A 20,909-nucleotide genomic window follows, 5' to 3' on the forward strand; every position below is an offset into this window, starting at 1 on the left:
CGTTCTCCTTTACGGGTAGGTGATTCGGTGAGCCAGTCCGTGCAGAGTTCCATCGGCTAGCCGTGCCGCGACATCCGGCAGCTCGGCGAAAGTGGATTCGCTGGTGATCAGCGCGTCGAACGCCGGGTCCGCGAGCAGCCGCAGCGCCAGCGCCATCCGGTCGCCGTAATCGCGCCGCGCCGCGCGAGCCGGCGAAACGGTGCCGACCTGGCTGCTGCGTACGGTGAGCCGTCGCGAATGGAAGTTCTCGCCGAGCGGTATCGACACCTGACGGTCTCCGTACCAGCTCAGCTCGACCACCGTGCCCTCGCGACCCAGCAGTTCCAGCGAACGCGCGAGCCCGGCGTCGGTCGCGCTGGCGTGCACCACGAGGTCGAGGTCGCCGCTCGCGGTTTCCGGGGTGGCGTACCGGATGCCGAATGCGTCCGCGACCTCGGCGCGGTCCGGGTCGGGGTCGACGAGCTGGACGTCCACGCCGGGAAACCGGGACAGCAGCCGAGCGACACTGCACCCGACCATCCCCGCCCCGACCACCGCGATCCGGTCGCCGACCAGCGGGGCCGCGTCCCAGAGCGCGTTCACCGCGGTCTCGATGGTGCCGGCGAGCACCGCCCGCGCCGCCGGGACGTCGTCCGGCACCACCGTGACCGCCGACGCGGGCACGACGTACTCGGTCTGATGTGGATAGAGGCAGAACACCGTGCGGCCGGTCAGCTCCGGCGGTCCGGAAAGGACCTCGCCGACGTTCAGGTAGCCGTACTTGACCGGCCACGGAAAGTCGCCCTCCTGATACGGCGCGCGCATGATGTCGTGCTGGCTCTCCGGCACCCCGCCGCGCTGCACCAGACTTTCCGTGCCGCGGCTCAACGCCGAAAATCGCGTTCGGACCAGCACTTCGTCGGCTTGTGGAGCAGCCACCTCGGCCGATCGGAGCTCCCCGCCCTCGGCCGAAGTGAACCAGAAGGCCTGCGCCGCCCGTGTCAAGGTTGTCCTCCGTTGCTGCCGGATCGAGGAGAAATGGCTGTCTCCACCTGTACACGAACCCCGGCCGAGCTGGGTTCAACCGTCGTCCAGCAGGCCCCCGCGCTGCTGGCGCAACTCGCGCTGCTGACCCTGCTGACGGTGACAACCGGCCTCGGCCCGGCCGGCTGGGCAGTCGGCGTGGCCTACCTCCTGGGCTTGTTGGTGCTGCTCACGCAGGGCGCCTGGCGAATCAGGGTGTACCGGCTGGGCCCGGCCGACCAGGTGACCCTCGCCCGGGCGGCCCTGATCGGCACCGTGACCGCTTTGGTCGCCGACCGCCTGGGCGGGCACCCGCAGCTGACCTTGATCGTCCCCATCGCCGCGGTCGCCCTGGCCCTGGACGCACTCGACGGCTACGTCGCCCGCCGCACCGGAACCGTCTCCGCGCTGGGCGCCCGCTTCGACATGGAAGCGGACGCCTTCCTGATCCTGGTGCTGAGCGTCCTGGCCGCCACCACGGTCGGCCCATGGGTGCTGGCGATCGGCCTGATGCGCTACGCGTTCGTCGCTGCGGCCCGGCTGTGGCCGTGGCTCCGTGCCCCACTGCGCCCCAGCCGAGCCCGGAAGGCAGTCGCGGCTCTGCAGGGCACCGCCCTGACGGCCGCAGTGGCGGGGTTCGCGCCAGTGGTCCTGGCGGGAATTGCGGTGGCGACCTTGAGCTGGTCGTTCGGGCGCGACGTGTGGTGGTTGTACCGGAACCGCGCCGCCTAGAGAATTCCGCTGCGGCGATTCTTCTTCAGCCAAGGTTTCGGTGCCGGGAAACCGTCGTGGCGCTTGATCCGCACTACGGCAAAAAAGGGCCAGCCGCTCGCCCTCCGCAGCACCGCCCGAGCGGGACTACTGCAGGTAAACGGCTGGCCCACGGGATGAGGTATCGGCCCCCCTCAGGCTGATTGCCAACCTCCCAATGCCCACCATAGCGGGGTCCGAATAGCCTCGCTTAACCCGTCCGTGGGTCACCGGTCCGTATTTCTCTTCGCGGTATCTGTCACTGGGTCAATAGCGTCGGGAATTGCGCTCGAGCTGCGGATCCGTGATGGTTAGCAATCGCAAAAAGAAACCGTACGCGTATCTTGCTGTCCAGGGCGGGCTCAAGGGCAGCGGGGATCGGTGACCCGGTAGCCGTCTCGCAGCGGTCCGCCTGTGCGGTCAAGCACCGCACGGGCGACCGCGCCGAGCCGTGGTGCGTCGGGCAAGGCAGTGGCCAATTGATCAGCCAGACCGGGATCGTGGTCGTGCAGTTCACGCCACAGCCACTTGCCGCTGCCCTGCCAGTGTTGTCCGGCCAGCAGGGCCAGTTGGGCGGACTTGGTCAGCACCCGAGCGGCGATGAAGGCGATCTCGGCCGGGTCGTCGGCTCCGGTCAGGTCGTCGAGCAGGTCGGTGAGTCCGTACCGCTGCGCGTCGAGTTCGCTTGCCGTCGCCGCGGCGGGTCCGGCGGCCAACCGGTGCCGCATTTCGGTCTGCAACCGGGTGCCGAGGCCGTCTTGGTCGGCCACGAGCGCGCCCTCGGCAATGAGCCGCGGGATTCCGGCCCAGCGGCGGGCCAGATTGTCGGCGCAGTGGGCACGCAAGGTTTCTTCGTCGTGCACCAGCGCTTCCACCGGCCAGTTTCCCCAGGTGAACGAATGCCGGTACGGGGCGTCGCGGGGCCCGGTGACCACCACAAGGTCGAGATCGGACATCGGCGTCCGCCGGTCGGTCAGCACGCTGCCGCCGACGATCACGACCCGGGCGTCCGCGAACAACCGACGCGCAATCTCGCCAGCGGCGGCAACCGGCTCCCCTTCGCGCGGGTCAGCCACGCAATCCCCCTCTCGAATTGCTCAGCCCTTGGCGCTCAACTGCCAGGACACGCCCCACCGGTCGTTCACCCAGGCGAACGGGCCGAAGCCGTAATCGTCCAGCGGCATCAGGGTTCCGCCGCCTTCGCCGAGTGCCTCGTAGATCCGCTTCAGTTCGTCGGTCGAGTCCACAGTGACGAACAGCGATGTGGACGGCGTGAAGTCGAAGGCGTGCTGGACGAAGCTGTCGCTGCACCGCACCCGCTGTCCGGCGACGGTGAACTCGGCCATCACGATCGTTCCCTCCGGGCCGGGTCCGTCCGCGCCGTAGCGCTCCTCGGACAGCACGGAGTCGCCCGGGAAGAGCGAGGTGTAGAAGGCCATCGCCTCGGCGGCGTCGCGCTTCTGGAACATCAGGAACGGGACGAGGTCGGTCATCGGACTGCCCTTTCTCGGGGTGGGGGTCAGGTCCGAACGTCGCATTGACAAGAAGTTTTGTCAAGCGCGCGCCACCACGCAGGCGAAGCCGAACGAGGCGCGGTAGTCGCGGAGCCACTCGTCGCGGTGCGTGGCCGCGGCGGTGAGGGCTTCGGCTTGGTCCGGGTCTTCCGGGTGGTCCAGGGCCCATTCGGTGAGGCTGCCGGTCCACGACCATTCGTAGGCGTCCAGTTCGGCGCGGGTGCTCGTGTGGCCGTGGGTCGGCGTCCAGCCGGCGGAAATCACCTGGTCGAGGAGTTCCGGCAGGTCTGGCAGGTCGCCGAAGATCTCGAGCGCGGCGGGGGTCGGCTCGGCTTCCCAGTAGGCGTCGCCGATCAGGGCGCGGCCGCCGGGGCGGACGTGGGTGCGCAGAGCGGCGAGGGTGGCTGGCAAACCGCCGAAGGCGTGGGTGGAGCCGATGCACAGGACGGTGTCGAACTCGGCCGCGGCGGGGAATTCGGTGGCGGATTGCTGGTGGAGGGTCAGACGGTCGGCGACGCCTCGGTCGGTCGCGGCGGTGCGGGCGCGGGAGAGGGCGAATTCCGACGTGTCGACGCCTACGGCGCGGAGTTTCGGGTACGCGGCGAGAGCGCGGATGAGCCATTCGGCACCGCCGCAGCCCAGGTCCAGGATGACCGCGTCTTCGTGCGGGATGCTGCGCTCGAGCAGACGCTGGACCTCGTCGTCGCTGACCGGGGACGCGATGGGGTGCCGGGTGTGGGCGAGTGCGGAAAGTCGTTCACGGTTCACGCGCGCCACGCTGGCACGCACGGCCCGAACCGCGCATCTGGTTTACGAGCGGGTGCGCATCGATGCCGACGGGGCGGTGCCGAGCACGCGAGCGGCGACCCAGGCCAGGCCGTCAGCGGTTTCGGCGGGCGTGCCCGACGGCTGCATGACGTGGCTGAGCACGGTGCGCACGACGAGGTCCATGACCACGGTGAGCTGGCCGTCGTCGAGCGGCGGCGCGTAGCCGCGGACCCGGTCGCGCAGGACGGCCTTCGCTTCGGTGAGGAGGGTGCCGGCGCGGGTGGTCAGCAGCGGCAGGAATTCGTTGTCGGTGCCGTGCGTCGCGGAGGCGATGGCGCGCAGCAGGATGTTGTCGTCGGCCAGTTCGAGCACCGCGCGGACGGCGTCGTAGATCGCCTCGACCAGGTCGTCCGGATGCCGGTCGAACGCGGTGCTCACGACGGCGAGGAACCGGCGCAGCTCGTGCGAGATCATCGCCTCGGCGAGAGCGGTCTTCGAGCCGATCTCGTTGTAGACGGTCTGCCTGCTCACCCCGACCAGATCGGCCAGCCGTGCCATGGTGACCGTTGACCAGCCGGATTTCGCGGTGAGTTCGATGGCGGCGGTGATGATGGGCTGCCGGTACTGGCCGCCCGCGGGCACCGGAAGCACGCTCATAGCCGTCATTCTAGGCGGCCGTTTCGAGAGCGAAGGCGACTGCCTCAGACCACGGTGCTCGGGCAGCGATCCGCTTGCGGTACTTCATGATGTCGCGTGGCCGGTCGACGGTAAACGCGCCGACGAGCCGGTCGCCGCGCCGGTACAGCGCGGTGAAGCCGTGCTCGGCCGGGACCGCGACGACGACCTCGTCCGCGCGCGGCGTCCCGACGAACTGGATGCGGTGCGAGTACCAATCGGACCAGAAATACGGCACGGCGCTGAACACCCGCGCGCTCGCGGGGTCCAGCGCGTGCCGCGCCGCGGCCGCACCCTGCTCGGCCGCGTTCGTCCAGTGTTCCAGCCGCATCAGCTCGCCGTCGAACAACGCGTTCGCCACGTGCGCGACGTCTCCGGCCGCGTAAACGCCGTGCGCGGCGGCGAGGGTGCCGTCGCAGATGACGCCGCCGTCGCGTTCGTGCAGCAGGAGCCCGCTGTCGCGCAGCCAGCCGGTGGCCGGGGCCGCACCGATTCCAGCGACCACGAGGTCGGCCGGGAGGACTTCGCCGGTGGACAGCTGGACGCCGGTCACCGCGCCGTCTTGCGACGTGAAGCCGGTGACCCTGGTGCCCAGCCGGAGATCGGTGCCTGCCGCGCGATGCAGATCCGCGCAGACCTCGCCGACCTCGGGACCGATCGCGCGCACCAAAGGCGTTTCCAGCGTTTCCACAATAGACACTGGCAGACCGCGTTTGCGGGCGGCTGAAGCGACTTCCGAGCCGATGAAACCGGCTCCGATCACGACTGTCCTAGCGCCACTGTCCAATGCGGACCGGATGGCGATCGCGTCGTCCGCGGTGCGCAGTGAGTGAATGCCGGAGATCTCCTCGGTGCCGGGAAGAACCCGGGCGGCGGCTCCGGTGGCGATGACGGCGGCGTCGTAGCGGACGGTCGTGTCGCCGGTGCGGATCTCCCTGGCGATCGGGTCGAGCCCGGTCGCGGGAGTGCCCAGCCGGAGTTCGACGCCGAGTTCACGCAGGTCGTCCGCGCTGAGAAACGGTTCCACCGCAACCGGTCCGTCCGCCGCGAGGAAGGATTTCGACAGCGGCGGCCGGTCGTACGGCAGGTGGTCCTCCGCGCCGATCAGCACGATCCGGCCGTCGTATCCGGTCCGCCGCGCGGATTCGACCGCGCGCAGTCCGGCCAGCGACGCGCCCACCACGGCGAGCGTCATGACACCAGCTTCAGCGCGAGCACCGGGCAGGCGTCGACCGCCGCGGCGAGATCGGTCCGGTGCTCCTCGCCGGGGTTCTCGTCGAGCACGACGACCGTGCCCTCGTCACCCACCTCGAAGAAGTCCGGGGCCATCGCTTCGCACATGCCCAGGCCGTCGCACTTGTTCAAATCCGCTTCGATCCGCATCACACACTCATCCTTCCGGGAGCAACGAAGTCGACCTTTTCCCTTACGCCGCAGTCGGGGCAGCACCAACTGTCCGGAATGGATGACCACGGCGTACCGGCCGGGAAGCCTTCTCGCGGGTCGCCCCGCTGCTCGTCGTAGACGTATCCGCAGCCGGGGCACATTCCGCCCTCGCTCGCGTCACCGCGCACGTCGTCCGGCACGACCACCGGATCAATAGTGGAAGTCCCGTACCGGGCAAGGATTTTCTCTCGCTTCGACGGCTGGATGTTCGCCCGGCTGATGTCGCCGTCGAAGTGGTTGAGCACCCGCTGGTCCATCACGCGCCGCCACAGCGGCGGGAACAGCGCGAGCACGATCATCCCGGCGTATCCGGTCGGCAGCACCGGGGATTCGGCGAAGTCGCGCAGGGTCTGGTATCGGCGAGTCGGGTTGGCGTGGTGATCGCTGTGCCGCTGCAGGTGGTACAGCAGGACGTTCGTCGCGATGTTGTTGGAATTCCAGCTGTGGCTGGGATTCACGCGCTCGTACCGACGGCGCTCCGGCGGCCCGACCTTCTGCCGCAGCATCCCGTAGTGCTCCATGTAGTTCACGACTTCCAGCAGCGAGAACCCGATCACCGCCTGGATCACCAGGTACGGCAGGATCCCGACGCCGAGCCACGCCACCATCGCCACCCACAGCACCGCGGACATCAGCCACGCGTTGAGCACGTCGTTGCCGATCCGGAACGGATGCTTGTCGCGGCGGGCGTAACGCTTGCGCTCCAGCCCCCACGCGGATTTCAGCGAGCCGAACACGGTACGCGGCCAGAACCGGTAGAAGCTCTCGCCGACGCGGCTCGACGCCGGGTCCTCCGGAGTCGCGACGCGCACGTGATGGCCGCGGTTGTGCTCGATGTAGAAGTGCCCGTAAAAGCTTTGCGCCAGCGCGATCTTCGACAGCCAGCGCTCGTGGCTTTCCTTCTTGTGGCCCAGTTCGTGCGCGGTGTTGATGCCGATCCCGCCGATGCAGCCGATTGAGATCGCCAGCCCGATCTTGTCCACAACGGACAGATCGCCGCGCGCGATGAGCCAGAACGCGAAGACGAACCCGACGTACTGGATCGGCAGGAACAGGTAGGTGATCCACCGGTAGTAGCGGTCCTGTTCGAGCCGTTCGATGACGTCGTCCGGCGGATTGCTCCGGTCGAGGCCGGCGACCAGGTCGATCGCGGGCACGATCGCCAGGATCACGATCGGCCCGATCCAGAACCAGACGCCCCAGCCGGTCGCGGCGTGCAGGCCGATCGCGAGGAACGCGAGCGACGGCACGACCAGCCCGATCAGCCACAGGTACCGCTTCTTGTCGGTCCATCCTTCGGTCGACCCCAGCGGCACCGTGCCGGTCATCTCGCTCATCGCGCCCTCCTCCGTTGGCTGGCTTTACATGACGGTAAGACATGTACACCGCGATTGACAAGAGGAGTTGAAATGTAAAGCCGCCACGGCCGGGTGAACCCGCAGGTCGGGCATTGGCCGAGGTCAGTCGGGTACGCGGGCGTGCCGCAGCACCTCGACCACCGGGTCCAGCCGGGTGTCGGCGGTGCGCCGGATCAGGAATGTGGTGAGGGTGGCGACGAGATCGTCGATCGGCAGGACCGCGCATTCGCTCGGGTCCAGCGCCAGCGCGGTCGCGGATTCGACCGGCGCGAGGGTGAAGCTCTTGGTGCTGCGCAGGAAGATCAACAGCCCGCTGACGTCGGAGAACTGTGCCTCAGGATCGACCAGCACGCCCTTGGCGGCGAGCTGCTCGGCGCGCCGGGAGCCGAGGTCCCAGTGCCGCGGCCCCTGCAGATACTGGAATCCGCGCAGGTCGGCGAGGGTGAGCGAGGTCCGGCCGGGGAACCGCGACGCGTCCACCACCGCGCCCAGCGGTTCGCGGTAAAGGACGATGGTGGACAGCCGGTCGTCCGAAGTGCCGAGATGTGACACGGCGAGGTCGAGCGAGTTGCTGAGCAGCGCCGATTCCATCCCGAGCGACGGCATCTGCCGCAGGGTGAACCGGTAGGAGCCGTCCAGCGCCCGGATCGATTCGCTGAGCTGGCGGCGGTGCGCGGGATTGAGCACGTCGGGGATGGCGAGCCGGACGTCGGCGCGCTGGTCGCGGGTGCGCATGCGGACCGGAATGGCGTCGAAGCCCGAAACGACCGATTCGGCGAGCGGCAGCAGCGCCTCGCCCGCCTCGGACAGCCGGGTGTGGTGGGTGGAGCGGTCGAACAGCGGTTCTCCCAGCTCGCGTTCGAGGTCGCGAATCCGCTGGCTGAGCGGCGGAACGGACATGTTCAGCGCCCGCGCCGCACGGGTGAAGTTCAGCTCGCGCGCGACCGCGAGGAAGTACCGCAGGTGGTGAATCTCCACGCTGAGCAGCGTACCCACGGTGTTATCACGGTGGTCATACCGATCTGATGCACTCGGTCATTCCCTTCTGGTGAGCAAGCGCTTAGCGTCAGTGGTGAAGCAAAGATCGTCAACGGGAGGACCGCGAAGATGGATGCCACCGGACCGCTTTCCGGGGTGAAGGTGCTCGACCTGTCGTCCGCGGTGATGGGCCCGTACGCCACGCAGATCCTCGGCGACTTCGGCGCCGACGTGATCCGGGTCGAACCGCTGCGCGACGTCGCCCGGCACTCGCCGGCCAACACCGGCCGCACGCCCGGGATGGCCCCGCTGTACATGCAGGTCAACCAGAACAAGCGCAGTATCGAACTCGACCTCAAGGACCCGGCCGGCCGCGAAGACCTCTTCGCCCTGCTCGCCGACGCCGACGTCCTCGTCACCAACATGCGCGCCGCCGCGCTCGACCGGCTCGGCCTCGGCTACGAGCAGCTGCGCGAACGCTTCCCCCGCCTGGTCTACGCCCACGCGCAGGGCTTCGCGCCCGGCTCGTCGCGCGCCAACCGGCCCGCCTACGACGAGGTCATCCAGGCCACGTCCGGCCTGGTCAGCCTCCAGGACCGGGCAGGCGGCACGCTGCAGTTCGTCCCGACCTTCATCGCCGACAAGACCGCCGCGCTGTACCTGCTCAACGGCGTGCTCGCCGCGCTCTTCGACCAGCAGCGCACCGGCAAGGGCCAGCAGGTCGAACTCGCGATGGCCGACGCGATGATCGCGGTCAACCTCGTCGAGCACCTGGCGGGCGACGTTTTCGTCCCGGCCGCCGGCGACGTCGGCAACCCGCTTTCGCTCAGCGACACGCACGCGGCCATGCGCACGGCCGACGGCGGCGCGATCGCCGCGGTGCCCTACACCAACGACGCCGTGCGGACGCTGCTGATCGGCTCCGGCATCGAGGACGCCGCGGCCGATCCGGCCTGGGACTCCCCGGTGATCGACCGGGAGATTTTCACCGCGGGGGTGGAGAAGGTACTGGCCAACTCCGCCAGCCGCACCACCGCGGAGTGGGAGGAGTACCTGACCGCCCACGACGTTCCGTACGCGGTCGTCGTCGACATCGCCGACCTGCCGACCGACCCGTACGTTCAGGAAGTCGGGCTGATCACCGAGCGGGAACACCCGACCGAGGGCACTATCCGCGTCGTGGAGAGCCCGCTGCATTTCTCGCGGACCCCGGCCGGGTTCCGCAGGCACGCCGAACGCGCTGGCGCGAGCACCGCCGAAGTCGTCGGAGCCGTACGCACCACTGAAGGGGTTTGATCGATGGATCTCGAACTGTCTCAAGAGGACCTCGCGTTCCGGGACGAATTGCGGGAGGTGTTCCTCGGTGCCATTCCGGAGGAAGTCCGCAAGCGCAGCGCACTCGGCCTGATCACGCGTGACGACATCGTCACGAGCCAGCGGATCCTGAACGAGCACGGTCTGGCCGTGCCGCACTGGCCGGTCGAATGGGGCGGTCGCGATTGGACTCCGACCCAGTCCCACATCTACGCCTCCGAACTGCAGCGCAACGCGGTGCCGCAGCCGCTCGCCTTCAACGCGAGCATGGTCGGCCCGATCATCGCCGAGTTCGGCAGCGAGGAGCAGAAGCAGAAGTTCCTTCCCGCCACCGCGAATCTCGACATCTGGTGGTCGCAGGGCTTCTCCGAGCCGGAGGCCGGTTCCGACCTCGCCGGGCTGCGCACCACCGCGAAGCGCGACGGCGACCACTACGTCCTCAATGGACAGAAGACCTGGACCACGCTCGGCCAGTACGGCGACTGGATGTTCGTGCTCGCGCGGACCAACCCGGACGCGCCGCGCAAGCAGCAGGGGCTGTCCTTCCTGCTGCTCGACCTGAACACGCCGGGCATCGAACGCCGTCCGATCAAGCTGGTCGACGGTTCCGCCGAAGTCAACGAGTTCTTCTTCGACAACGTGGTGATCCCGGCCGAGAACCTCGTCGGCGAGGAGAACAAGGGCTGGACGTACGCGAAGTTCCTGCTCGGCAACGAGCGCAACGGCATCGCCCAGGTCGGCACCGGTCAGCGGATCTTCGCCGACCTCGCCGCCGTGGCCGCGGATCTGCCCACTGAGGACGGTCCGCTCGCGCAGGACGCCGAGTTCCGCGCCGCGATGCACACCGCGAAGACCACGCTGCTCGCGCTGGAGGCGACCCAGATGCGGGTCACCGCCGCTTCCGAAAACGGACAGCCGAGCCCGGTGTCGTCGCTGCTCAAGATGGAGGGCACGCAGGCCCTGCAGGCGCTGACGAAGCTGCGCATGCGCGCGGCCGGTTCCGACGGCATGCTGCTGGACACCGAATCGCCGGTGCGCGCCGACGAGGCCGCGGTCGTGGCCGCGGCGCAGTACCTGAACCAGCGGAAGCTGTCGATTTTCGGCGGCTCCAACGAAATCCAGCGCGGCGTCATCGCGAAGACGATCCTCGGTCTGTAAGGGACGGCGACTCATGAACCTCGAATTCAACGAAGACCAGAAGCTGCTGTTCGAGACCGTCGACACGGCGGTCGGCCGCGGTTACCCGGCAGGCGGCCGCGCGGCAGCGACGAGCAGCGAACTCGGCTGGAACGACCAGGTCTGGAGCACCCTCGGCGAGCTGGGTCTCGCCGGTCTCCCGATCTCCGCGGACCACGACGGCGCGGGCGCGGGCCCGGTCGAGGTCTACGCGACGCTGGAAGCGATGGGCAAGCACGCGGCGGCCGAACCGCTGCTCGACGGCGTGTTCCTGCCGTCGTGGATTATCGCCGAGCTGGGCACCGACGATCAGGTCAAGGAGCTGCTTCCGCTGCTCGCCAGCGGTGGCACCACGATCGCGGTCGCGCACGCCGAGCCGGGACGTCCGTGGGGCGTCGCGCCGTCGGTGTCGGCGGCCGGTTCCGCGCTGACCGGCGTGAAGTCGCCGGTGCGCAACGCCGACCAGGCCGACAAGTTCCTGGTGACCGCGGTCGACGAGAACGGCCGCACCGGGGTGTACCTGGTCGAGGCGACTGCCGAAGGCATCACTCGCGTCGACGGCCGGGCCGCGGACTGGGGACACACGTCGCAGGTCGAATTCGCTGGTACGCCGGCGGTTCTGCTCGGCACCTCGGACTCCGACACGCCGGCCGGGTTGCGTCGCGCGTTCTCACGGGCGCGGGTCGCGGTGACCGGCGAGGCGATCGGTCTGATGGAGACCGGGCTCGCGATGACCGTCGAATACCTCAAGACCCGCAAGCAGTTCGGTGTTCCGCTGGCGGCGTTCCAGGCGCTCGTGCATCGTGCGGCTGACCTGTACGCGAAGGTCGAGCTGGCTCGTTCGCTGGCGCTGTGGGCCACCGCGACGGTCGAGGCGTACGACAGCGGCGCGTCCACAGTGGACCTCGACGCCACGGCCGACGACGCGTTCGTGTTCGTGTGCGACGCGGCGACCGCGACCGCCGAGGAGATCGTCCAGCTGCACGGCGGCATCGGAATGACTTACGAATCAGAGGTCGCGCACCACGCGGCGCGCCTCATTGCCATTACGGAGAGTTACGGCGGAGTGAGCGCGGCCCGTCGCCGCGCGCTAGCGTCGGACGCGTTGCTGACGCCGCCGAGCGCGCTGCTCAACAACGCGGACGCGGTCACCGCCTGAGAAAGGAGCGCGCCATGCCGGTCGTCGCGATCGTCGGCGCTGGGGTCATCGGAGTGTCGTGGGCTCGGCTGTTCGCCGAGGCGGGCTGGACGGTGCGAGTCACCGATCCTCGCCCGGACCTGCGGGAAATCGTCTCTCGCGACCTCGCCGGGCTGCCCGCCACGGCAGTCGCGGACCTCGCGGAAGCCGCTGCCGGAGCCGACTTCGTCCAGGAGTCGGGCCCGGAGCGGATCGAGCTGAAGCGGGAAATGTTCGCGACGCTCGCCGCCGCCACGCGCGACGACGTAGTACTGGCGTCCTCCTCGTCGTCGCTGTTGCCCTCGGTGATCGCCGAGGGCAACGCGGCGGCCTCGCGGATCGTCATCGGGCATCCGTTCAACCCGCCCGAACTGATGCCGCTGGTCGAGGTGGTGCCTGGAGTTTCGACCGCTGAGGAGACCGTGGCGAAGGCCGTCGAGGTCTACCGCGGGCTGGGCAAGAAGCCGATCACGCTGAAGAAGGAAGTGCCCGGCTTCGTCGGGAACCGGCTGCAGAAGGTCTTCAACGACCAGGCGATGTACCTCGTGCAGCAGGGCGTCGTGTCCGCGGCGGACCTGGACGAGCTGGTCAAGGCTTCGCTCGGGCCGCGGTGGGCGACCATCGGGCCGTTCGAAAGCATGCACCTCGGGGGCGGGCCGGACGGGATCCGGCACCTGGTGAGCCATGTCGGCTCGCAGATGAAGTTCGAGATCGGCCGTCCGGACCGGGAACACCTCGACGCGGTGATCGACGAGGTCGAGCAGACCTACGGGACCGCGGACACCTACGCCGAGCGGGTCGAAGCGCGCGACAGCCGTACTCGCGCGGTGGTGGACGCGCTGGAGAAGGCATGAGCCTCACCGAGCAACTCGAGGCCGCGCTCGCCAAACCAGCCACCACCGACGAATACGATCTGCACCAGCCGCTCGCCGATCTCCTCGGCTCGGTCGGCCTGCAGGAATCCGACGCAGGCGGCCGGATCGAGTTCACCGGAGCCGACCCGGTACTGCCGGGCGCGCTGCGGCTGGCCGGGGCGACGTCGATCGCGCTGGCGGCGAAATCCGTTGCGGTGGCGAAGATCTGGCAGCTGCGCGGCGGACGCGGGCAGGACATTTCGATGGACCTGCGGACCGCGCCGCACCGGCTGTGCCCGTTCTACGACAAGAAATGGGAACTGCTCGACGGTTACCCGCAGGGCGACCCGGCGCGCGTCGATCCCGCCTTCGGCACCGATCGGTTTTACTCCACCGCGGACGGCCGCTGGGTGCACCCGATCAGCCCGTATCCCAAGCTGCGCAACGACGCTGCCGCGCTGCTGGGCGTTCCCGAGCGGGATGCCGTGGTGCAGCAAGCGATCGCGCAGTGGAATTCGTTTGAGCTGGAAGACGCCGCCGAAGCCGCGGGCGTCATCATGCCGGTGGTGCGCACGACCGAAGAGCTGATGGCGACCGAGCAATACCAGTCGGTGCTGTCGACGATGCCGCCGGTGATTGTCGAGCGAATTGGCGACAGTGCTCCGGAACCGTTGCACCCCAACCCTTCCACGCCGCTCGAAGGAATCCGCGCACTCGGTCGGGCGCACATCATCGCGGGCGCTGGCTGCGGCCGGGCGCTGGCGTTGCACGGCGCGGACGTGCTGAACGTGTGGGATCCAGGCGAGTACGAACTGCCGGTGCTGTACGCGACGTCCAATGTGGGCGTTCGCTCCACTCGGCCCGACTTCCGCCGCCCCGCCGACCAGGAGCGGATGCACTGGCTGCTGACCGGCGCGGACATCTTCTACGCCAATCGCCGCCCTGGATACCTTGCGCGGCACGGTCTCGACGCGGAAACCGCCGCCGAGATCCGGCCCGGAATCATTCACGCCGAGGTGACGCTCAATGGCGGCACCGGCCCGTGGTCCGGCCGAGTCGGCTTCGACCAGACGGCTGGCTGCCTGTCCGGCGTCATGCTGCTGGAAGGGGAGGGCGGGGTCCCGTCACTGCCCGCGGTGCCGGTGGTGAACGACTACATCACTTCCTGGTTCCTGCAACTGGGAATCCTGCGCGCACTCATGCTCCGCGCCGAATGGGGCGGTTCTTATCGAGTGCAGGTTTCGCTGACGCGCGTCGCCTTGTGGTTGCTGAGCCTGGGAATCTTCGACAAGGGCTACGCCGCGGAGGTCGCCGGTGTCGCGCCCGGGCACGAATACTTCGACCCCGAGACGTTCACCGCGGACACCCCGCTGGGCCGCTACCGCGGCGTCACCGAACAGATCCGGATGTCCGAGACTCCGGGCTACTACACGAATCCGCTGATCCCCATGGGGTCGCACCGTCCAGAGTGGAGGTGACATGTTCAGCGAGCTAGTGGTGCTGGGCATTCGCACCGGGACGATTTACCGCGTCGGGCTTCCCGACGGGCAGGTTACCCCGTTGTACAAAGACGCTGGCGTCTCGCCGGATGGCGTTGTCATCGCCGATGGCACTGTTTATTGGACCACCATGGGCATGCCTTCGCGTGACCCGTCGGTACCGGGCGAAGCGGGTCTCGACTATTCGGCACGCAATGGCGGCCTGCACGCGGTTTCCTTCGACGGCACCGGTGCCCGCGACGTTGTCCCGAATGGAACTCTGACGACCGGGAAACAGTTGGCGTACAACGGTTCCCTGTATTGGGGCGACCGGGAAGGCTACCGGATCACCCGGGTACGTCCGGACGGCACGGGCCTCACGGACCTGATCGTGAACGAGCCGGACGACAGCGGCATGCAGGAATGCGTCGGCGTAACTGTGGACGCCACGCATCTCTACTGGACGCAGAAGGGTCCGGCGAAGGGCGGCGTCGGCCGGATTTTTCGTGCTGGGCTGGAGATCCCTGCGGGCGAGACCGCGCGCGACCGGTCCGATGTGGAGACCCTGTGGGATCACCTGCCGGAACCGATCGACCTGGAAATCCATGGCGGGTACCTGTATTGGACCGACCGTGGTGCGGCCCCGCAGGGCAACACGCTGAACCGCGCGCCGATTCCCGGCCCGGGGGAGAAGGGCGCGGAGCCGGAGATCCTGGCGAGCGGCTTCACTGAGGCGATCGGCCTGGCGGTGGACGACGAGGTCGCCTACGTCTCCGATCTCGGCGGGCGGATCACCGCGGTGCCGTTGAACGGCGGCGAATCGCGGGTAGTGGTGGACATGGGCGAGCTGCTGTCCGGCATCGCCGGGGTCGTGCGCGGCTAGCTCACCGCGATCCCGCGCAGGATCATCTCCACCAGCTTCAGCAAATGCTCCTGCAGATCGAACGGCGCGGCCTCGCTCTCGATCCATGAGCTGAGCGTCCCGAAATACCCGGTGGCGAGCAGCAAACCCGCCTGCGCCGGATCGACGTCCGCGCGGATCTCCCCGGTCTCCTGCGCCCGCGCGACGAACGCGGCGAACTCGCGCGCCAGTTCCGGATTGCCGAACACGTTGGTGGAGTGGATCGCCGCGCCCATGCAGGCGACGGTTTCCGCGCGGGAGTCGAGGCTGTTGCGCGCCAGTTCGATCAGGTACCGGCTGAGCACCTCGCGCAGCGGCCGGTCCTCCAGGTTCTCGGCGCGCACCGCGGTCATCGCGCGTTCGCGGCGGCGCAGGCTCCACTCGTCGAGGAACGCCGTCTTGCGCTGGAAGTGGTTGAACACGGTGGCGCGGGCGGTGTCGGCGCGTTCGGCGATGTCCTCCATCGTGGTGTTCTCGTAGCCGCGTTCCACGAACAGCTCCACGGCCGCCTGGAACAGCCGGTCCCGGCGTTCGTGCCGCTGCCTGGTCCGCCGGTCGGTCGTCGCCTCTGCCGTCATGCCTCGCAGTCAACCATCATTTCTTCGCGGCGCCTGCTGAACGGCGCTCTTGACGCTGCCTCCGCCGCGGCTTAGCTTGATTGGACGCAAGTCTAAAATTGAACTCCAGTTCAAGGAGGCGGCGGTGCGTCTGGTCACCTATGAATCCGCGGGCACGGCCCGGCTCGGAGTACTGCACGGCGACACTGTGGTGGATCCGGCCCGGGTCTTGCGAGCGTCGCGAGCAGGGGAAACCGAAGTCCCGACGGAGATGGTCGCCTTCTTCGAGGGCGGGGCCGAGGCGCGGGCTAGGGCGGAACAGGCGCTTCAGTTGGCGGACGCCGCGGTCGAAAAGGGCGACGTCCTGGTCGACGACGGCCATCCGGCAGTGCTTCCGCAAGCAGACGTTCGCCTGCTCGCGCCGGTGCCGAGGCCGCGCCGGATTCGCGACTATCTGACCTACACCCAGCACGCCAAGGGCTCTGGACTCGCCGTTCCGCCCGCCTTCGCCGCGATGCCGATCTGCTACCAGTGCAACGTCGAAACAGTGATCGGGCCGGACGAACCGTTGCTGTGGCCGTCCTACACCGCGCAGCTCGACTTCGAGCTTGAACTGGGCTTCTTCACGTCCGGCGGCGGCAAGAACCTCACGCCAGCCGAGGCCGCCGGGCGCATCGCCGGGGTCACGATCTTCAACGACGTCAGCGCCCGCGACATCCAGATGTTCGAGATGAGCATGACCATCGGTCCGTCCAAAGGAAAACACTTCTGCACCGCGATGGGTCCGTGTGTGCTGACCATGGACGAGGTCGACGAATGGGCGGTGCAGATGACGGCCACAGTGAACGGTGAAGTCTGGGCATCAGGGTCTACAAAGGACCGACAGTTCTCGTTTGCGGAGGTGCTCGCGTGGGCATCGCTGGACGAAGACGTTTATCCAGGCGAATTCTTCGGGCTCGGCACCGTCGGCGGCGGGTGCGGACTGGAGCTGGACCGCTGGATCCAGCCGGGCGACGTGGTGGAACTCGCCGCGGCCGGCGTCGGGGTGCTGCGAAACCCGGTGGGGCAACGGCAGACCGCGCCGGACGGTGCGGGGCTGGCTTCGTATCAAGGCGCACCTGAAGTGCACGTCCACTAGGAGGCAGGCAATGCGCAAGGACATTCCCTACACCAAAGGACATCACCGGCTCACCGAACACTGCTCGGCCTGGCTGGTCCCGGACGGCACCTGGGGCTGGAGCAACGCCGGGCTGATCGCCGGGAAAGAAGAATCCCTCCTCGTCGACACGCTTTTCGACGTGCCGATGACCCGGGAAATGCTCGACGGGCTTCAAGACACCACAGTAGACAGTCCAATCAAGACAGTCGTGAACACGCACGCGAACGGAGACCACTGGTTCGGCAATGAACTGGTCGCCGACGCGTCCATCATCGCGTCCGAAGCCACCGCGGAGGAGATGCGCACCAACGGCCCCGATCTCATGCGTGGCCTGGTGAATCAGGAAGGCCCGCTGGGTCGCTTCGCCCAGCACATCCTCCACCCGTTCGACTTCGACTCCATCACCGCGACCCCGGCGACCCGGACCTTCGCCGGGCAGTTGAAGCTCGACATCAGCGGCGTCACCGTGGAAATCCGCTGTCTCGGACCGGCGCACACCGAGGGCGACAGCGTCGTGCTGGTCCCCGACGAGGGCGTGCTGTACGCGGGTGACCTGTTGTTCATCGGCGGCACCCCGATCACCTGGGCGGGACCGGTGACGAACTGGATCGCCGCCTGCGACGCGATGCTCGCGATGGACGCCGAGTTCGTCGTCCCCGGCCACGGACCGGTCACCGACGCCGACGGCATCCGTTCGGTCCGCGACTACCTGGAGTGGGTGCGAGCCGAGGCCGCCGACCGTCACCGCCGGGGGATGACGGCGGAGGAGGCGATGCGGGACATCTCGCTCGGCCGGTTCGCCGACCTCGACGAACATGGCCGCCTCGCACAGAACGTGCTCGCGGTGTACTACGAACTCGACCCGGAGATGGAGCGCGTGGACACCCGCGAGGTGTTCCGCCGCATCGCGGAACTGGAAGGGTTCGCGTGAGCCGTTAGCCCGCCACGGTCAGTATCCCGAGCGCCAGCAGCACGAGCACCTTCACGGTTTCCGTGGCGATGTAAACGAAATGCGCCCGGGAGCGCGGCAGCTCCACGCCTTCCGGAGCGGCGAGGACGCGGTCCGTCCGCCGGTTCAACGCCGGACGGACCGCCCCCAGCTGCCCGATCAGCACCACGACCGCCACCGCCGCCAGCACCGTCACCGCGGTGCCCGGCTGCCCCACCGCGACCGTGACCACGATCCCCGCCGCGAGCAGTATCTCGGCGATGTTCAAGGCCCGGAACACGATCCGGCCGATGCCGAGGCCGATCGGGATGGTGACCCCTGGTGCGCGGAACTTCAGCGGGGCTTCCAGGAACGAGATGGCGAGCACCATCCCGAACCAGACGAACGTGAAGGCGCCAATCAGAGCAATCGCGTGCACAGCGCGGAAAACCTCGATTCCGGTGTTCGATCCGCCGCCGTCAGGCTACTCCCGCCGCCAGGTCACCGGCAGCCGCACCGGACCGTAGATCGACGCGTCGTGCGGCAGGTCCACCTCGGCGAACGGCACCGCGAGCCGCAGGTCCGGGAACCGCGCGAACAGCCGGAACAACGCGATCCGCATCTCCACCCGCGCCAGCTGCTGCCCGAGGCATTGGTGCACGCCGTGGCCGAAGCCGAGCTGCCCGGCGGCCTTGCGCGTGACGTCGAGGCGGTCCGGGTCCGGGAACTTCTCCGGATCCCGGTTGGCGACCGGAAGCGACATGACGACCGGATCGCCCGCCTTGATCCGCACGCCGCCGAGTTCGACGTCCTCGAGCGCGGTGCGGATCGGGCCGATGTGGATCACGCTGAGGTAGCGCATCAGTTCCTCGACCGTGCCCGCGGTGAGCTCCGGGTCGGCCTTGAACTTCGCCAGCTGCTCCGGGTTTTCCAGCAGCGCCAGCGTGCCGAGCGCGATCATGTTGCGGGTCGTCTCGAATCCGGCGACCAGCAGCATCATGCCGATGTTGGCGAGTTCCTCGTCGGTCAGCTCGTCGCCGCGGACGAGATCGGACAGCAGGTCGTCGCCCGGGTTCGCCCGCTTCTCCTTGATCTGCCCGGCGATGAACGCGACGACGCCCTGTGTCGCGTCGATCCGCTCGGCGACCGGGATGTCCTTGGCGAACATGGTCCTGGCGTAGCCGTCGAACTCGGCGCGGCGTTCGTAGGGCGCGCCGAGCAGTTCGCAGATCACCAGCGACGGCACCGGCCGCGCAAACGTTTCCACCAGGTCGACCGGACCGTCCGCGGCGGCCATCGCGTCGAGGTGGGCGTCGACGATCTCGGCGACGCGGTCCTCCAGTGTGCGCATCCGGTGCACGGTGAACGCCCCGGTCAGCAGCTTGCGGTAACGGTGGTGGTCCGGGTCGTCCATCCCGGTGAACACCCCCGGGTCGGCCGGCTTCGGCGGCGGCAGCGGACCGAAGTCGAGCGGAACCTTCGCGAGTTCGGCGCGCGCGGACATCCGCTTGTCCGCGAGGACTGCCCGCACCTCCTGGTATCCCGTGACGAGCCAGCCCTGCGAGCCGTCGGGATACGTCATCGGCTCGACCGGAGCCTGCGTGCGCTGGGCCGGCACCGGATCGAACGGACACGCGCCCCTTTCGAGCGGGAGTCCTGCCTGACGGGTCATCGTCGCTCCTTCCCCTCTGAATAGTTCAGAAGGTACACAGCTTTCACAAAGTTGTGAAGTGAATGTCGGAGCTGAACGCCGAGCGGGCGGAGAATCACCGGCTCGGCCTAGAGCTAGCGCTGCTAGACAACCGAGCGACAGCAGTGCTAGCGTCGAACCAGTAGCTAGCGATGCTAGATTCAGTCGACAGCAAGGGAAGTTCCGAAATGGCCCAGTTGCAGAGCCTCGACCCGCACACGTCGATGTTCGCTCAGTTCAAGGAGAAAACCGGGCAGATCGTTCTCGTCAACACCTTCGTCGTCCCGAAGGAGCGGACCGACGCGTTCCTGGCTCTCTTCCGGAAGCAGGCCGAGTTCATGAAGGCTCAGCCCGGATTCGTCTCACTGCGCATGCACCAGGGAACGGCGGGCAGTCAGCTGCTGCTGAACGTCGCGGTCTGGGAGTCGACCGAGGCGCTCGCCGCGGCTTTGAGTAATCCGGAGTTCCAGCGCGTGGCGGCGGAGTTCCCCGACGACGTCGTGTCCTACCCGCACATCTTCGAGGAGATCGCGGCCTAGTCCGCCTCTGCCGCGTCGAGCGCCGGAACGAGTGGTTCCAGCGTTCGCCGCAACAGATCTGGCAGTGAGCCGGACACCACGACCAGTCCGTTGCCCGCCGGTTGCGTCCACTGCTCCAGTGCGACCCGGACTGCCGCGGCGACCGACGCGGCCAGCACGCGCGCGGTTTGCGAGTCGCCGACCCGGGTCGCGATCACCTCCTGCAGCGGGTCCGCGAGGGCGGCCGGAGCGTCGAGAAAAGCCGTGCGCAGCCCGGGATTCGTGGTGATCAGCAGGAGGGCGTCGCGGCTCTGTTCGCCGGGATCGGTGTACTGCTCCGCGATCGCGTCGAGGATCGCCTCGGCCAGCCGGGTGTCCGGCGAACGCTCGGCGACAGCGGCGGCGATCCGGTTCTCGCGGTCCGCGGTGACCGCCGCGACGATCGCTTCCTCGCGGCTGGAGAAGTAGTTGTTGTACGTCCGCGGGGACACTCCGGCCGCTTCGGCGATGTCGTCGACGCGCACGTTCGCCGGCCCGTGCTCGATCGCCAGCCGCAGGGCCGCTTCACGCAAGGCGACGCGAGTGGCCTGCTTCTTCCGTTCGCGCAATCCGGTCACCCGGCCAGTCTCGCAGGGTTCCTGCGTCTACGCAAACGTGCGTGTACGC

Annotated in this window: 23 protein-coding genes; 10 read left to right on the forward strand and 13 right to left on the reverse strand. The window is 68.4% G+C overall.

From position 1 onward, the window contains the following. Positions 1–9 precede the first annotated feature (9 nt). Positions 10–984 carry a zinc-binding alcohol dehydrogenase gene (locus DMP23_RS38885; protein ID WP_037811037.1) on the reverse strand — a complete coding sequence of 325 codons (975 nt, stop codon included), beginning with the start codon at positions 982–984 and terminating at the stop codon, positions 10–12. Between the two features lie 33 nt (positions 985–1,017). Between DMP23_RS38885 and DMP23_RS38890 the strand changes: the two genes are divergently transcribed. Next, complete coding sequence (locus tag DMP23_RS38890; protein WP_337823963.1) at positions 1,018–1,734, forward strand: CDP-alcohol phosphatidyltransferase family protein; 717 nt, start codon at positions 1,018–1,020, stop codon at positions 1,732–1,734. 380 nt (positions 1,735–2,114) lie between these two features. On the opposite strand, the gene DMP23_RS38895 is transcribed toward DMP23_RS38890, so the two are convergent. From DMP23_RS38895 to DMP23_RS38930, 8 genes are all read right to left on the reverse strand, one after another. Beyond that, positions 2,115–2,828 carry a nucleotidyltransferase domain-containing protein gene (locus DMP23_RS38895; protein WP_337823964.1) on the reverse strand — a complete coding sequence of 238 codons (714 nt, stop codon included), beginning with the start codon at positions 2,826–2,828 and terminating at the stop codon, positions 2,115–2,117. 21 nt (positions 2,829–2,849) lie between these two features. Then, the gene (locus DMP23_RS38900; protein WP_037811038.1) at positions 2,850–3,245 is read right to left on the reverse strand and encodes a VOC family protein; all 396 of its coding nucleotides are present in this window, start codon (positions 3,243–3,245) and stop codon (positions 2,850–2,852) included. 60 nt (positions 3,246–3,305) lie between these two features. Then, complete coding sequence (locus DMP23_RS38905) at positions 3,306–4,034, reverse strand: SAM-dependent methyltransferase (RefSeq protein ID WP_337823965.1); 729 nt, start codon at positions 4,032–4,034, stop codon at positions 3,306–3,308. Between the two features lie 42 nt (positions 4,035–4,076). Continuing rightward, positions 4,077–4,700 (reverse strand): TetR family transcriptional regulator, encoded by a 624-nt coding sequence (locus DMP23_RS38910; RefSeq protein ID WP_337823966.1) that lies wholly within the window; start codon positions 4,698–4,700, stop codon positions 4,077–4,079. A 1-nt stretch (position 4,701) separates the two neighbouring features. Next, positions 4,702–5,904 (reverse strand): NAD(P)/FAD-dependent oxidoreductase, encoded by a 1,203-nt coding sequence (locus DMP23_RS38915; RefSeq protein ID WP_134729341.1) that lies wholly within the window; start codon positions 5,902–5,904, stop codon positions 4,702–4,704. After that, a complete protein-coding gene (locus DMP23_RS38920) occupies positions 5,901–6,092 on the reverse strand; it encodes a ferredoxin (protein ID WP_037811043.1) in 192 nt (63 codons plus the stop codon). Before DMP23_RS38920 ends, DMP23_RS38915 begins: the two co-directional genes overlap by 4 nt. Further along, positions 6,092–7,492, reverse strand: coding sequence for a fatty acid desaturase (locus DMP23_RS38925; RefSeq protein WP_337823967.1), 1,401 nt, complete (start codon positions 7,490–7,492; stop codon positions 6,092–6,094). The genes DMP23_RS38920 and DMP23_RS38925 overlap by 1 nt, the downstream gene beginning before the upstream one ends. A 123-nt stretch (positions 7,493–7,615) precedes the next feature. Then, complete coding sequence (locus tag DMP23_RS38930) at positions 7,616–8,491, reverse strand: LysR family transcriptional regulator (protein WP_337823968.1); 876 nt, start codon at positions 8,489–8,491, stop codon at positions 7,616–7,618. 129 nt (positions 8,492–8,620) lie between these two features. Here DMP23_RS38930 and DMP23_RS38935 point away from each other — a divergent pair, with 129 nt between their 5' ends. The 6 genes from DMP23_RS38935 to DMP23_RS38960 are packed head-to-tail and all read left to right on the forward strand — an operon-like array spanning position 8,621 to position 15,373. Further along, positions 8,621–9,787 carry a CaiB/BaiF CoA transferase family protein gene (locus DMP23_RS38935; protein WP_337823969.1) on the forward strand — a complete coding sequence of 389 codons (1,167 nt, stop codon included), beginning with the start codon at positions 8,621–8,623 and terminating at the stop codon, positions 9,785–9,787. Between the two features lie 3 nt (positions 9,788–9,790). Next, on the forward strand, positions 9,791–10,963 hold the full coding sequence (locus DMP23_RS38940) for an acyl-CoA dehydrogenase family protein (RefSeq protein WP_337823970.1): 1,173 nt from the start codon (positions 9,791–9,793) through the stop codon (positions 10,961–10,963). 13 nt (positions 10,964–10,976) lie between these two features. Then, on the forward strand, positions 10,977–12,140 hold the full coding sequence (locus DMP23_RS38945) for an acyl-CoA dehydrogenase family protein (RefSeq protein WP_337823971.1): 1,164 nt from the start codon (positions 10,977–10,979) through the stop codon (positions 12,138–12,140). Between the two features lie 14 nt (positions 12,141–12,154). Then, positions 12,155–13,012, forward strand: coding sequence for a 3-hydroxyacyl-CoA dehydrogenase NAD-binding domain-containing protein (locus tag DMP23_RS38950; RefSeq protein WP_037811049.1), 858 nt, complete (start codon positions 12,155–12,157; stop codon positions 13,010–13,012). After that, entirely contained in the window at positions 13,009–14,490 is a 1,482-nt protein-coding gene (locus tag DMP23_RS38955; RefSeq protein ID WP_337823972.1) for a CoA transferase, read from the forward strand. The genes DMP23_RS38950 and DMP23_RS38955 overlap by 4 nt, the downstream gene beginning before the upstream one ends. 1 nt (position 14,491) lies before the next feature. Next, on the forward strand, positions 14,492–15,373 hold the full coding sequence (locus DMP23_RS38960) for a hypothetical protein (protein ID WP_337823973.1): 882 nt from the start codon (positions 14,492–14,494) through the stop codon (positions 15,371–15,373). Here DMP23_RS38960 and DMP23_RS38965 read toward each other — a convergent pair. Beyond that, positions 15,370–15,969, reverse strand: a complete 600-nt coding sequence (locus DMP23_RS38965; protein WP_275290708.1) for a TetR/AcrR family transcriptional regulator — start codon at positions 15,967–15,969, stop codon at positions 15,370–15,372. The genes DMP23_RS38960 and DMP23_RS38965 overlap by 4 nt on opposite strands. Positions 15,970–16,093: 124 nt before the next feature. On the opposite strand from DMP23_RS38965, the gene DMP23_RS38970 reads away from it, so the two are divergent. Next, a complete protein-coding gene (locus DMP23_RS38970) occupies positions 16,094–17,086 on the forward strand; it encodes a fumarylacetoacetate hydrolase family protein (RefSeq protein WP_337823974.1) in 993 nt (330 codons plus the stop codon). A 10-nt stretch (positions 17,087–17,096) separates the two neighbouring features. Next, a complete protein-coding gene (locus tag DMP23_RS38975) occupies positions 17,097–18,038 on the forward strand; it encodes an MBL fold metallo-hydrolase (protein ID WP_337823975.1) in 942 nt (313 codons plus the stop codon). A 4-nt stretch (positions 18,039–18,042) separates the two neighbouring features. Here DMP23_RS38975 and DMP23_RS38980 read toward each other — a convergent pair whose 3' ends face one another. Further along, positions 18,043–18,426, reverse strand: coding sequence for a hypothetical protein (locus tag DMP23_RS38980; protein WP_337824489.1), 384 nt, complete (start codon positions 18,424–18,426; stop codon positions 18,043–18,045). Between the two features lie 93 nt (positions 18,427–18,519). Beyond that, positions 18,520–19,707 carry a cytochrome P450 gene (locus DMP23_RS38985; protein WP_037811058.1) on the reverse strand — a complete coding sequence of 396 codons (1,188 nt, stop codon included), beginning with the start codon at positions 19,705–19,707 and terminating at the stop codon, positions 18,520–18,522. A gap of 206 nt (positions 19,708–19,913) precedes the next feature. Between DMP23_RS38985 and DMP23_RS38990 the strand changes: the two genes are divergently transcribed. Beyond that, positions 19,914–20,264 (forward strand): antibiotic biosynthesis monooxygenase family protein, encoded by a 351-nt coding sequence (locus tag DMP23_RS38990; protein WP_337823976.1) that lies wholly within the window; start codon positions 19,914–19,916, stop codon positions 20,262–20,264. Here the strand turns inward: DMP23_RS38990 and DMP23_RS38995 are convergent. Next, the gene (locus tag DMP23_RS38995; RefSeq protein ID WP_337823977.1) at positions 20,261–20,860 is read right to left on the reverse strand and encodes a TetR/AcrR family transcriptional regulator; all 600 of its coding nucleotides are present in this window, start codon (positions 20,858–20,860) and stop codon (positions 20,261–20,263) included. The genes DMP23_RS38990 and DMP23_RS38995 overlap by 4 nt on opposite strands. Positions 20,861–20,909 lie beyond the last annotated feature (49 nt).

Origin of the sequence: Amycolatopsis sp. A1MSW2902, assembly GCF_017312175.1 — a bacterium.
GTDB classification, from domain to species: Bacteria; Actinomycetota; Actinomycetes; order Mycobacteriales; family Pseudonocardiaceae; genus Amycolatopsis; species Amycolatopsis nivea.

What these genes read in the sequence shown, in the direction of transcription:
- DMP23_RS38890 (WP_337823963.1), top strand. Translation starts at nt 1,018, where the DNA reads ATGGCTGTCTCCACCTGTACACGAACCCCGGCCGAGCTGGGTTCAACC.
- DMP23_RS38900 (WP_037811038.1), bottom strand. Translation starts at nt 3,245, where the DNA reads ATGACCGACCTCGTCCCGTTCCTGATGTTCCAGAAGCGCGACGCCGCC.
- DMP23_RS38910 (WP_337823966.1), bottom strand. Translation starts at nt 4,700, where the DNA reads ATGACGGCTATGAGCGTGCTTCCGGTGCCCGCGGGCGGCCAGTACCGG.
- DMP23_RS38915 (WP_134729341.1), bottom strand. Translation starts at nt 5,904, where the DNA reads ATGACGCTCGCCGTGGTGGGCGCGTCGCTGGCCGGACTGCGCGCGGTC.
- DMP23_RS38920 (WP_037811043.1), bottom strand. Translation starts at nt 6,092, where the DNA reads ATGCGGATCGAAGCGGATTTGAACAAGTGCGACGGCCTGGGCATGTGC.
- DMP23_RS38925 (WP_337823967.1), bottom strand. Translation starts at nt 7,492, where the DNA reads ATGAGCGAGATGACCGGCACGGTGCCGCTGGGGTCGACCGAAGGATGG.
- DMP23_RS38935 (WP_337823969.1), top strand. Translation starts at nt 8,621, where the DNA reads ATGGATGCCACCGGACCGCTTTCCGGGGTGAAGGTGCTCGACCTGTCG.
- DMP23_RS38940 (WP_337823970.1), top strand. Translation starts at nt 9,791, where the DNA reads ATGGATCTCGAACTGTCTCAAGAGGACCTCGCGTTCCGGGACGAATTG.
- DMP23_RS38945 (WP_337823971.1), top strand. Translation starts at nt 10,977, where the DNA reads ATGAACCTCGAATTCAACGAAGACCAGAAGCTGCTGTTCGAGACCGTC.
- DMP23_RS38950 (WP_037811049.1), top strand. Translation starts at nt 12,155, where the DNA reads ATGCCGGTCGTCGCGATCGTCGGCGCTGGGGTCATCGGAGTGTCGTGG.
- DMP23_RS38955 (WP_337823972.1), top strand. Translation starts at nt 13,009, where the DNA reads ATGAGCCTCACCGAGCAACTCGAGGCCGCGCTCGCCAAACCAGCCACC.
- DMP23_RS38960 (WP_337823973.1), top strand. Translation starts at nt 14,492, where the DNA reads ATGTTCAGCGAGCTAGTGGTGCTGGGCATTCGCACCGGGACGATTTAC.
- DMP23_RS38965 (WP_275290708.1), bottom strand. Translation starts at nt 15,969, where the DNA reads ATGACGGCAGAGGCGACGACCGACCGGCGGACCAGGCAGCGGCACGAA.
- DMP23_RS38975 (WP_337823975.1), top strand. Translation starts at nt 17,097, where the DNA reads ATGCGCAAGGACATTCCCTACACCAAAGGACATCACCGGCTCACCGAA.
- DMP23_RS38980 (WP_337824489.1), bottom strand. Translation starts at nt 18,426, where the DNA reads ATGGTGCTCGCCATCTCGTTCCTGGAAGCCCCGCTGAAGTTCCGCGCA.
- DMP23_RS38985 (WP_037811058.1), bottom strand. Translation starts at nt 19,707, where the DNA reads ATGACCCGTCAGGCAGGACTCCCGCTCGAAAGGGGCGCGTGTCCGTTC.
- DMP23_RS38990 (WP_337823976.1), top strand. Translation starts at nt 19,914, where the DNA reads ATGGCCCAGTTGCAGAGCCTCGACCCGCACACGTCGATGTTCGCTCAG.